Here is a 12027-nt window from a genome sequence, read left to right on the forward strand (position 1 = left end):
AGAAGCAGATCACACGTTCCCCGGTCGTTGAATAGCGCGACCGGACGAGATGACGATCTCCACATCGGGTGGTCCGGGGCACCGGTTCGCCCGAGGTCCATCGATCGTCGTCACCACCTGCAATTTTGTCGTCACTCTGCGGCGCACCCCCCGACGCCGCGAATTCCCCGGATCAGCCGCTATGTCTTTTCTCGATGACGTCCAAGAGTGCGGGATGCAGCGCGCCGTTCCAGCCCGCGCCCGCGTCCGCCAGCCGCCACGTCCGCAGCCACATCTCCACCAGGTACGCGTCGGCGACGAGTCGGCGCTGCGCCGCGTCGAGGCCGAGCCGCTCGCCATGCCGGCCCAGATGCTCGTCCACGGCCGACGCCGCGGCGTCGGCCGGCTCACCCCGCAGCACCAGAGCCCGTTGGAACGCGTCGTGGGCCAGGTCGAAGCCGAGCGGTACGTCCGGCCCGCTGTGCTCCCAGTCCCAGGCGACCAACTGGCCGGCGTGCCAGCCCAGGTTCCATGGCACCCAGTCACCGTGCCAGTGACCGAACTCGACGCTGGTGTCGCCGTGTCGACGGGCCAGCGCGGAGACCGCGGCGACCGCCCGCGTACCGGCCGGCTCGGTCAGAGCGGCCCGCTCGGCCTGTTCGGCCAGCCGGGTCAGGAACGTCGACCCGGCCAGTGGTCGGGGCGCACCCACTGGGCCGCCGCGCCGGGCGACCGCCAGCAGCGCCGCGATCCGCGGTGGGTCGTCGACCGGCACACCGCGTACCGCTGGTGGCAACGGCTCGATCACCGCGACCACCTGGCCCGCCCACGCCGTCTCGGTGAGCAGCCTCGGCGGCGTCGGGTGGTCGGCGACGCCGACCACCGCGCTCAACGCCCGCAGCGCCGCCGCCTCCGCGGTGACCAGCGCGCGAGTCGCATCGTTCCAGCCGATCTTCGCGTAGCCGCGCGGACGGCCATCGGCGCTGAAGAGTTGCAGGGTGGGCTTGCCGTTCGGGTCGGGAGGGCGGACCCCGCAGGCGGCCAGCAGCGGCGTGCCGCCCAGGTCGGCCGTGAGCCGCTCGGTCAACAACAACTCAGCCGCCGCTGCCCCGTCGGGCACCGAGACGGTCAGCGTCGGAAAGGGCGCCAGCCCCACCCCGCCGAACCGGGCCAGCCCGCCGAGCACCGCCCGCAGCGCGCGCACCTTCGGTGGCCGCAGAGCGTTGTACGCCAACAGCGACGCCGCCCCGGCCCGGGGCGCGCCCAACGGCACCAGGAACCGGGCCCGCGCGACCGACGGCACCACCGCGTACCGGGCCACCGCCTGGTGACCGGCCGGCGGGGCGCCGCCCACGGTCAGGCCGACCCGGTCGTCCGGGAAGACCGCACGACTCACCCAGCCCAGACCGTCCACCCGCGAGCGCGGGTCCGTGGTCGAGTCGACCCCTGTCGTCACGCCGCCTGGTCCGCCCAGTCGAGGTCCAGCCCGAGCCGCTGACGCAGAGCGTCGTTGTACGGCCGGTAGTAGTCGGTCAGCTCGGCGCGCACCGCCGGCTCCAACGGTGACGAGCGCCGGTCGTTGTAGACCTTGAAGTTGGGCAGGTCGTACGCCGGTAGCCCGAGGAAGTCGAGGGTGCGCCGGTAGGTCGCGCGGGAGTCGCGGTACAGGTCCTCGCTCGGCAGGAAGAGGATCTGCTCCCGCTCGAAGCGCTCCAACCACGGCTCCAGGTGCTCCAGGTAGCGCCCCCGGGCCCGGTACGTGTACCAGTCGAACGGCTCGCTGAACGACTCCGGCTCGGCGATCAACCGCTCCCGCTCCCCCGCCGTGCGCTCCGGCTCGGCAGCCAGCGCGGCGGCGAAGTCCAGCGGCTCGATGCCGTGGGTGCGGCGTTCCTTCCAGTGCGAGTACGCCCGCTCCACCGGGTCACGCAGCAGCACGATCAGCTTCACCGTCGGCATCAGCGCGGCGACCCGCTGCGCGGCGAGGGGATGGAACATGTACAGCGGGGCGGCCTCACCGACCCGGACCGGCCCGCCGTGCCGCTTGGCCAGGGCCTCCCGCTGCCGCTCGGTCGGGAAGTGCGAGCGGTACCACGCCTCGCCGCGACCCCAGTGCTCCTCGAAGTAGTGCGCCGACTTGGTGTTCCACGCGGGAAAGAGCCGGGGCACCAGCGGGTGCTGGATGAGGTAGTTCCACAGCGAGGTGGTGCCGCCCCGCTTGGTACCGATGATCAGGAAGTCCGGCAGGGGCCGGCGATCACTGGTGCGGACCCCGTAGTCGACGAGCGACTCCTTCACCCGGGTGGTCATCTGGGTCGGGACCAACTGCTTGACCCGGTCACGGATGGACGCCACGACGGACCTCACCTGCCTCTCGTCGATGCCGGGGTGGGCTCGGCGGCCGCGGCCGCGTTGTCCCCTCCACGGATCTGCCTCATGGTCCCCCGGATGCCGGCGCGCACCCGGGGCAACGTCAACATGCCGACGCAGCCGGCCAGCAGCACACCGAGCGCCACCGCCAGGCCGTGCAGGCCGCGCCCGCCGGCCAGCACGCCGACACCGGCCGCCAGGCCCACACCGGCGACCGTCGCCGCCGCGGCGCGCACCATCCCGGTGTCGAACAGCGGCTCCCGGACCACCGACCGGGCGAACCAGGCGGCGGTGAGGTTCTCGGTGGCGATGCCGGCGGCCCAGGCCACCGCCGCGCCCGTGGCGCCGTACCCGGGGATCAGCCAGAGGCCCAGCGAGACGGTCATCGTCAGCCCGGCCACCGTGGCCACCAGATGCAGCCCGCTGCGCCCGCCCATCAGCAGCAGGCTCTGCACGTTGCCCACCCCGGTGTTGACCAGCATCGCCAGCGCGAGCACCGTCATCGCCGGCACGCCAGCGGTGAACTCCGGCCCGAACAGTTGCAGGAAGGCCAACGCGAAGACGGCCAGCAGCAGGTACACCGGCCAGGACAGCACCAGACCCCAGGTGGTCAACTGCCGGTGCACGGCCGCCGCTGCGGCCCGCTCGCCGCGCCCGAGCAGCCGGGACAACTGCGGGGACACGGCCACCCGCAGCCCCTGCATGGCCAGCTGACCGGCCAGCACGTACCGGCCGACCGCGCCGAACACGCCAGCGTCCGCCGGCCCGGCCAGCACCGAGGTGAGCAGCACACCCACCCACATGCTGCCCGCGTCGATGGCCGCCGAGGCGGCCCGGGGCAACGCGAAACGCCAGAACGTCGACCAGTCGGTGCGGCTCGGGCGCAGCGCCGCGCCCCGACCCAGCCCGAGCGGGCCGGCGACGAGGGTGAGGCAGACCAGCAGCGCCAACGCCGCCGGCACCAACCAGCCGGTCATACCGGCGAGCAGGCCACCGCCGGCCAGCGCGGCGCCGCCGACCAGCACCGGGCGGGCCACCGGCAGCAGGAGGAACTGCACCCCGACGTACGCCCGGATGGACCGCACGCAGCGCAGCGCGGCCAGCAGCAGGGTCATCGCGACCACCACCGGCACCGCGGCGAACGTGACCGTGAGCAGCGCCTCGCCGCTCGCACCGGAACCACCCAGCAGCCGGGGCGCGAGCGCGTCGGCGGCCAGCATGCCCCCTCCGGCGACCAGGAGCCCGGCCAGCAGCGGCGGGATCAGGGCCACCGGGAGCATCCGGGCCGCATCCCCGCGCACGCCGGCGCGGCGGCGGGGCAACGCCCACATCAGACCGGTCTCCGCGCCGAGCGTGCAGACCGCGGTGGCCACGGTGACCACCCCGATCGCGGCGAAGAACGCACCCGCGCCGGCTGTGCCGTACCCCCGGGTGATCACCACGGCCAGCACGAAGCCGAACAGGCCGCTGGTGGCCGCGCCGAGCAGGCCGGCCACTCCGCTACGCGCGCTGCGTCGGGTCTCGGCCGTGCCGGCGTCGACCGCCACGGGAGCGACCGGACCCACTGGCTCATCCAGACCGGCGGCCACCGGCGTCGAATCGGCCGGTGGTCGGGTGGCGGCGGTCATGCCGGCACCGCCGCGTCCCGCACGGCCGGCGGCCGCAACCCGGCCAACCGGGTCAGCCGTTCGCGTTCACTCAGCGCCATCGCGAAGGCGACCGCGAAGAACGCCACCGCCAGGTTCTGATTCGCCATGCCATAGAACGGGATCTGCACCAGGCAGACCACCGGCACCACCGCCAGCCACTGCCCGGCCGCCGAGGTCGCTCGCGCACAGATCACCGCGGCGGCGACGAACCAGGCCAGGAAGCAGATGAGCGCTGGTACGCCGTGACTGAACAACACCATCCACAGCTGCCCCTGGGTGCCGATCGGCGCGGCCGCCGACACGGTGTCGACGTTCACCGGCGCGCCGTAGCCCAACCACGGCGACTCCTGCACCCGGCGGATCACCTCCGTGTAGAGCGAGAGCCGGTCGCTGTTGGTGTCGCTGGAGTCGACCCGTTGGCTGATCAGGTCGGTGATTGGGATGACCAGCGTGGCCAACGCGCCGGTCACCACCACCCCGACGATGGACGCGGCGACCCGGACGTTGCCGCGCAGGCTGGCCCGCACCCCGAGCACCGCCAGCCCGGCACCGAGGCTGAGGAACATCGCCCGGTTGAGGGTGAGGAACGCCGGCGCCAGCGACAGCGGCAGCGAGCCCAGCAGCACCCAGCGCAGCAGCCCGCGCCGGCGCAGCATGGCGAACGCCACCACACAGGGCAGGGTCATCGCGTACGCGCTGCCGTAGTTGTTGGTGTACGCGAACGGCGCGGCCGGTCGGTAGATCGGGTTGAGCGAACGGACGCTGTATTCCGCCGTGGTCAGGTGCACCATGTCCTGGATGAACGGGGTGCCGGCCACCCCGCCGGGCAACAGCACCTCCATCGGGGTCGTCATCGCCAGCCGGGGCACCAGCACGCCGAGCCAGCCCAGCGCCACCAGCCCGAACCAGAACGCGCAGAGCGGGGTGAGCACCGCCACCAGGCTGGCGCGTTCGCGGGCGGCGGCGTAGACGTAGATCCCGACCACCAGCGCGGTCAGGTAGAAGGCCAGGCGCAGCGCGAACGTGAGCAGCGAGGCGGGCGACTTCAGTTGGGTGGCGCTGACCACCACGATGGCGAGAAACAGCAGCCAGATACCGGCCGCCGGTGGCAGCGGCACCCGGCCCCGGGTGAGCAGCAAGGCGAACAGCAACGCACCCAACAGCGGCCAGCCGAGGTAGAACGCGCCGAGCAACCACCAGAGCGGCACCAGGCCGAACATCAGCGACAGCGGCCAGATCGGCAGCTGGGGCGGCGCGGGCGGCTGCACCGGCGCGACGACGGCCGGGACACCTCCGGGCGGCGGTTCGGTCGCCGGGGCGCGAGTGACCGACACGCTCAGGCCCGGCCGTTTCGGGTGAGCACGAAGCCCAGCGGGGTGACCCCGGCGGCGCGTAGCCGCTCCACCAGGCGTCGCAGGTCGCTCTGCCGGGTGCGGTCCCGCTCGACGACCACCACCGCACTGCCCTGCCGGGCCACCGCTACGCCGCGCTCGTCGGACTCCGCCGGCGGGGCGTTGAACAGCACCAGTCCGTGGTCCGCGCCCTGTCGCCAGGTGCCGAACCGGACGCTGCCCACGCCCACGGCCACCTCGTCCGGGGCGACGACCCGATTGTTGTCCGGGCGGCCGGAGGACACCCGGGGCAGCGTCAGCGTGGCGTCCGGGTCGGTGGACGGGCGGGCGCCGGGCGGGTGCGGGGAGGGCCGACGGGCGGCCGTGCTGTCCACGGTGCCGGCGGCGGTCGGGGTGCTGCCGGCGGGGCGGGGCTTGGGCACCAGCGGCCGGGACGGGTCGATGGGCAGCCGTCCCCGGTCGGCGAGCACGGTGGCGCGCAGCCGCTCGGTGCGTCCGCTGTCGTCGGCGACGAAGACCTCCCGGCCGTCGGCGGCGAGCGCCACCGCCAGCCCGGCGGTGAGCGCCGTAGCGTCCTCCCGGGCGGTGACCAGCGCCACCCGGGCGGGCTGACGGACCCGCTCCGCGACCGCCATCGCCACGTACCGGACGTCGGCGTCGACCGCCCGAGGGCTGCCCCGGAACGCCGCCCGGCGCACCGTGCCGAGCAGCGGCAGGCCGGTGGCATCCCGGCCGTCGGCGACCGAGCGGACCCGCCGGTCCGTCGACTCCCAGGCGTACGCCAGCACGATGCCGATCAGCGCGCCACCGAGCAGGCCGGCGACCAGGTAGAGCGGCCGGTGCCCGGCGGAGGTGACCAGCGCCTTCTCGGCGGTCTGGGTGACCCAGCCAGGGTTGACGTCGACTGCGGCGATCTCGGTACGGGCGGAGTTGAGCTGGGTGAGCTGGTTGTTGATCCCGGCCAGCTCGGCCACCACGGCATCGCCGGCAGCCGTGTCCTTGACGGTGCTCGCCCGCCTCTGCAGCGCGGTCTGCTGGGCGGCGACCTTGGTGATGCTGGCGTCGTAGGAGCGCAGCATCTCGGCGCGCTGCTGCTCGTACATGCCGCGTCGCACGTCCAGGTATGCCTGGGCGGCCATGTTGGCGCTCTGCACCGCCCGGTGCGCGTCGCGCGCCTGGTAGGTGAAGCGCAGGATCTGCCCACCGGTGGGCACCTCGACCTCGAGCGCGTTGCGGATGTCACGCGGGTCGGCGCCGGCCGAGTCGGCGAGCTGCTGCACCACCTCGGTGCCGGTGGCGATGCCGCTCTCCACGTTCATGTTGACCGCGCGGTCGGCGCCAGCACCGCTGGGGGTGAACGCGTCGGTCACCACCGGTCGGACCGCCACCACGGCGCTCGCGGTCATCGCCACCGGCACCAGCAGCACATAGCCGAGCGCGGTGAGCAGACCGACCATGGCCACCGCCGCCACCAGCCGCAGACGGTGCATCGGCACCCGCAGCAGGTCGGTCAGTGTCACGGCTCCGGAGGTGCCGGAGGACGGGCCGTCCGTGGGCCAGGGGCCGGGAGCTGCATCAGTCATGGAACTTCTTCACCGTCTGTTGAGGATTGCCGACCACCACGACCCCGGGTGGTACGTCCGTGCGGACCACCGTCGCTGCGCCCACGACACTGTCCCGGCCGACCCGTACGCCCTTCATCACCAGGGCGTGCGCACCGACCCACACGTTGTCCTCGAGGACGATCGGGACACGGGTGGCCGGGCTGGGCGGCGCGTGCCGCTGCTGGGGCCGCAGGTTGTGGAAGTCGTTGTCGAGCAGTTCACAGTCCGACAGGAGGCACCGGTCTCCCACGGTCACCGACGTCCAGGTGCCGATCCAGGTGGCATTGAGCAGACAGTCGGCCCCGACGCGTACCTCGCCGGGGCCCGCGAAGCGGACGAGCTTGTTCAATCGGGTGCGGTCACCGATGGTCACCCGCACGCCGCGGCGCAGCCGGATCCGACCACGGATCTCCACGTCCCGGCCGAGCGTCAACCGCCGGTAGCGGAGCCGGTACCAGCCGCGTTTGACCGCGAAGACCAGACGCACCGCGCCTTTCGTACTGCCAGCGGCGCCGAGCAACGACCCTCCCCCACGTCGCGGGGCCGGCGGCGGTGATGCCCGCCGCCGGCCCAACGTGAACAATCTACCGATGCTCCGTTACGAACGGTTGACCGTTACTGTACGGAGAAGAACGTCGATGGGGTGGACCAGGACAACTCGGGCGTCGCAGTGCTGATGACGGTCGCCGAGGCGCCATTGACCACCGCGGTCGGCGCGGCCGTCGGGTCGAACGGCACGCTGCGCAGCGTGCCGTCGGTGGCACCGTAGACGATCCGGCCGCCCACCCAGGCCATGCCACGCACTCCCGACCAGGTCACGCCGGTGGTCGGCAGGGTGAACTCGGTGGCGCCGAGGTAGTTGCCGTCGATCTCGAAGTAGCGGTAGTAGAGATTGTTGGCCCCGGTACGGGTGTAGTAGAGCCGACCGTCGAGGAAGAAGGCACCGGTCAGCAGCGCCGGGTTGTACCAGTCGTTGTAGCCGGACGCCTCCCACGGCGAGCCGATCGCCCCGCCGTTGAACAGCGAGATGTCGATCCGACTGCCGGTGGGCGTGCCGGCCACCGTGTGCGCCCAGTAGATCCGGTCAGCCACCCGCCAGGTCGCGCCGGCCGCCGTGTACGCGGGCTGGCTGACCGTGGCCGGGGTGCCCAGCGCGGTGCCGTCGAACGGCACCTTGGCCAGGGTGCCCGCACCGGTGCCCAGGTAGAGGTTGCCCGTGGTGGCGGTCGGCGGGTTCTTCGCGGTGAAGGTACGCCCGCCAGCGAGCGGGAACATGCCGAGCCGGCCGTGGTATTCCTCGCCCATGCCATCGGAGTTGTGCCCGAAGTAGAGGCCGTCCGAGCCGCGCCAGAGCACCGGCACCGCCGAACCCCAGTTGCTGGTGCCCGAGGGCATCGAGGCACTGCCGCTGCGGCGCGGGTTCCAGTTGACCGGCATTCCGGTCGCCGGGGTGACGGCGGCGATGCCGAGCCGGTCGACCGCTCCCGGACCGGCGTTGTCGCTGGCGTTCGGGTTGTTGACCCAGCGGAAGTGCCCGCCCAGGTAGATCACGTTGTCCGCCACCTCGACCGCGGTGATGGTGTCGTTGCCGGTGAAGTCGGCCCAGGTGGCGAGCAGGCCGCTGCCCCGTGCGGCGGTCTCGAAGCGGACCAGGGCGTCGCAGTACGCGGTCGGCCAGCCAGCGCCGCCGTTGGAGCCGACCACGAACCAGCTGCCGTCGCCACCGAACTTCACGTCCTGCACGTAGTGCACGAAGGTTGCCGGCGCCGCGCACGGCGGAACGAACTTCTCCGTGCTCCAGTTGAGCAGCGTGGGCGTCGCGGAGACGTCCACCAACGCGATCTGGTTGCGCGGCAGGTCGTTGACGAGCGTGAAGTTGCCACCGACGACCAGCGTGTTGCCGTCCGGCGCGACGTCGATGGTCCAGACGTACGACGTGGTGCTGTGCCGCCCGACGGTGGCATCGATGGTGAAGCTCGGGTCGATCGCGCCGGTGGTCGCGTTGAGCCGGCCGAGACCGGCGTGCGCGGTGCCGTTGAGCCAGTTGAACGCGCCGGCCACGTACAGCCAGTTGCCGTGCAGCGCCAGGTCGCGGACCGTGCCGCCGTCGGAGCGCCCGACCCAGCTGTCGATGATCGCGCCGGTCGACGGGTTGAGGGCCACCAGGTTCTTGCGGGAGACCCCGTTGACGTTCTTGAAGGTGCCGCCGACGATCAGCGTGCCGCCGGGGCCGGCGAGAAGCGTGTTGACCGCGCCGTCGAGCACCGGCAGGAAGGTCGTGGACATGGTGCCGCTGGTCCGGTCGTACGCGAAGAGGTAGCGCTGCGTGACCCACGCGGAGCTGGCGGTCTGCCGAAGCTGGGTGAAGCTGCCGCCGACGAAGACGGTATTGCCCACCTGCGCGAAGGCGCGGGTTTCGCCGTCTCGGGCATGCGGAGTCACGTCCGCGGGGTTCGCCGAGACCAGGGTCGCCGTCTCCGGGACCGGTACCACCGCAGCCGACGTGCTGGTGGGCACGCCCAGAACCGCGGCGACGGTCGCCAACGCGACCACCCCCGCGCCAGTACGACGTCGTCCTGCGGAACGCCACAAGTGCGAGAGTTTGGGCACGCTTCGCCTCCAAGATGGATGAGAACCCGAGGTAGCGTGCCTCGTCCAGCCTGGTAAACAAAATCCGCCGATTGGGCGGTGCGTGAATCCACTAGCCGACAGAACGCCGGAGGATCGGATGACCGACCCCCGGCGAACGCCGTTCTGTCAGCTCGTCATGATCGTCAGCGGCCGCCCCCGGTGGGTTGCCGCAGGTACGGGTCCCGGCCGGCCTGCGTGAAGCCGGCCACCGCCGAGGCGTCGTGGTTCATCGTCATGTCGCAGGTCGCCGTGCGGCTGGTCATGCCGGGCGAGTTGAAGTAGATGGCAGCCTTGATCTTCGGGTGCGCCTTCAGCGCCGCCGGGAACTCCTGGAACCAGCGCTGCTTGGCGCCGGGGTCGGCGGAGTTGAAGTTGGTGCCGAACTCGGCGAGCATCCGCGGCTTCCCGGCGCCGATGCCGTTCTCGTCCAACCAGCGGTAGAAACCGCCCACGGTCGTGCTCGGGCTCTTCCACACCGTGCTGCCGTTGCAGACGTGGAAGTTGTACGGGTCGTAGGCCACCCAGTCGACGTACCCGTCACCGGGGTACAGGTCGTCGTACCGGGAGTAGTGGCCGGACCAGCCCATCATCGTCCAGACCCAGACCGCGTTGGTCGCGCCGGCCTTGGCGAAGCGGTCGTAGACGTAGCGCCAGGCGCGGACGAAGTCGGCGTCACTGCCCTTGGCCGGCTCGTCCTCCGGCTCGTGGTCGAAGCCCATGAAGACCGGCACGCCAGCGGCGCGGATCCGGCCGGCGACCGCGTCGATGGTCTCGTCCTGCCGGCCGCTGTAGACGTCGGACCACTTCAGCGTGGTGCCCGCGGAGAAGTCGCGGGACTCCCAGGCGAAGAACATCAGCCGGCCCTCGCGCATCTGCTGCAACTCGTACACGTCGGGGAAGGCCCCGTTGCTGCCGGCGTTGGAGAAGTCGTGGTAGCGGTGCACGATGTCGAATTTGCGCCCGACCTGCGTCTCCACGTCGGTGACGGCCTTGCCGTGGTCCCAGCCGCCGGCCGCCCCGGCGGGTGAGTACATGCCCCACCAGGCGCCGCAGGAGGGGACGAGCTTGTTCGACACGGACCCGCACCGACCGGCCGGAAGGGTGCCGCTGGCACTCGGGGTCGGCGTCCGGGTGGGGGCGACCGTCGGCGTCGGCTTCGGCGCGGCGGTGGTCGGCGACGCGCTCGGCGACGACGACGGCGGCGGCGCGGGTCGGGTGGTCGTCACCGGCGACGGCCGGGCCCCAATGTCGTAACTGATCACCAGGCTGGGACGCAGGTCCGGGTTGCGGTTCTCGACCGACGCCCAGTAGATCCGGCTGTCGAGGCCGCTCTGCGCCAGCGAGACCGTCCAGGTGCCGTTGCCGGTGATCAGCTTGGAGATGTCCCACTCGTTGACGCCCTTGGACACACCGGTCACGCTGTCCAGCGCGTCACCGGCCGACGCCAGGGCCGGTCGCGCCTCACGGGCGCTCAGCGGCGAGGCGTGCGCCGTCACCGTCGCGGCGAACTGCTGCCAGGCGTGCATCCGCAGCGTCGCCCGGACGTTGACCGCAGCGGCCGGCACGGTGGTCACCGCGAACTCGATGACCGCCTCGCGGCCACCGCGCGGGTTGCCGTCGCAGCGCGTCGGGCAGGTCGCGAGGGTCGTCTTGGCCGCGTTGTCGCCGTCCTGCGACACCGCGGTCGCGGTGGTGTCCGCCGCCGCCTGGATCGACAGGTCGTCGCTGGCCAGCAGCGGCATCATGGTCGCCACGATGCCGGCCACCACCGAACCGCCAACCACGCCGATGGCGATCGCCTTGCGACGGGGTCCAGAGCGGAGCCGGGTGATGCGGTGCAGTCCGTGCCTGGTCAAGGAAACTCCCTGTGTCTGCGTCCGTAACGGTGAGCAGCGTATCGATGACCAGGCCGTGTCGTACGGAGGACAGTTTCCCGTAAGCGCGTCTTAACCGTCAGCTAAGGAAGCCGCGACCGACCGATCACTGGCCTTGACATGCACCGTCGCATGTGGAAGGCGGAGCTGCGTCGTCGCGGAGCCGGTAAGCGCACCCCAGAGTCAACGGGGCACGTTCGTTGCCTGCTTCCTATGCAGCAGCGCACTGACGACGGCGGGCAACGCCAGCAGGAGGAGAAGCGGCAAGGTGCGGGAAGCGCGTCAATCGCCATCCATCGGACGAAATTCAGACCTTGCAATCCATTCCTCTTCGTCAGTGTTGACCATGGACGTGCATCTCAGTAGGGTCACATACAAGAACGGAGACGCAAGGGCGTCCTCCATCGACCAAACACGGGGAGAATTATGAAAATTAGGCCATTGCTAGCTTCAGTATTAGCGGGCATGACTGCAACTATCGGCCTGGTTGCGGTAGACGCCTCTGCGGCTAGTGCAGGCTCCGCGAGAGGCTGCGTGTATCCGCGCGTTTGCTTCTATCTCACCGAAG

8 protein-coding genes are annotated in these 12027 nt (G+C 71.6%); all 8 read right to left on the reverse strand.

The genetic code is table 11. The features are described 5' to 3' along the window. Window positions 1-172: 172 nt before the first annotated feature. Window positions 173-1435, reverse strand: a complete 1263-nt coding sequence (locus ABZT18_RS17925; protein ID WP_355251898.1) for a hypothetical protein — start codon at window positions 1433-1435, stop codon at window positions 173-175. After that, complete coding sequence (locus ABZT18_RS17930) at window positions 1432-2334, reverse strand: sulfotransferase domain-containing protein (protein ID WP_354993679.1); 903 nt, start codon at window positions 2332-2334, stop codon at window positions 1432-1434. The genes ABZT18_RS17925 and ABZT18_RS17930 overlap by 4 nt, the downstream gene beginning before the upstream one ends. Before the next feature lie 8 nt (window positions 2335-2342). Further along, window positions 2343-3977, reverse strand: coding sequence for a lipopolysaccharide biosynthesis protein (locus ABZT18_RS17935; protein ID WP_355251901.1), 1635 nt, complete (start codon window positions 3975-3977; stop codon window positions 2343-2345). Beyond that, window positions 3974-5266 (reverse strand): O-antigen ligase family protein, encoded by a 1293-nt coding sequence (locus tag ABZT18_RS17940; RefSeq protein ID WP_354993681.1) that lies wholly within the window; start codon window positions 5264-5266, stop codon window positions 3974-3976. The genes ABZT18_RS17935 and ABZT18_RS17940 overlap by 4 nt, the downstream gene beginning before the upstream one ends. Window positions 5267-5334: 68 nt before the next feature. Then, window positions 5335-6933: a lipopolysaccharide biosynthesis protein gene (locus ABZT18_RS17945; protein ID WP_354993682.1), complete on the reverse strand. Its 1599-nt coding sequence runs from the start codon at window positions 6931-6933 to the stop codon at window positions 5335-5337. Then, window positions 6926-7474, reverse strand: a complete 549-nt coding sequence (locus ABZT18_RS17950; RefSeq protein WP_354993683.1) for a DapH/DapD/GlmU-related protein — start codon at window positions 7472-7474, stop codon at window positions 6926-6928. The genes ABZT18_RS17945 and ABZT18_RS17950 overlap by 8 nt, the downstream gene beginning before the upstream one ends. A 95-nt stretch (window positions 7475-7569) precedes the next feature. Further along, the gene (locus tag ABZT18_RS17955; RefSeq protein ID WP_355251904.1) at window positions 7570-9507 is read right to left on the reverse strand and encodes a hypothetical protein; all 1938 of its coding nucleotides are present in this window, start codon (window positions 9505-9507) and stop codon (window positions 7570-7572) included. Between the two features lie 221 nt (window positions 9508-9728). Continuing rightward, complete coding sequence (locus tag ABZT18_RS17960) at window positions 9729-11441, reverse strand: glycosyl hydrolase (protein ID WP_354993685.1); 1713 nt, start codon at window positions 11439-11441, stop codon at window positions 9729-9731. Between the last annotated feature and the right edge of the window lie 586 nt (window positions 11442-12027).

The organism is Micromonospora sp. NPDC005291, from assembly GCF_040607415.1.
Classification (GTDB): Bacteria; Actinomycetota; Actinomycetes; order Mycobacteriales; family Micromonosporaceae; genus Micromonospora.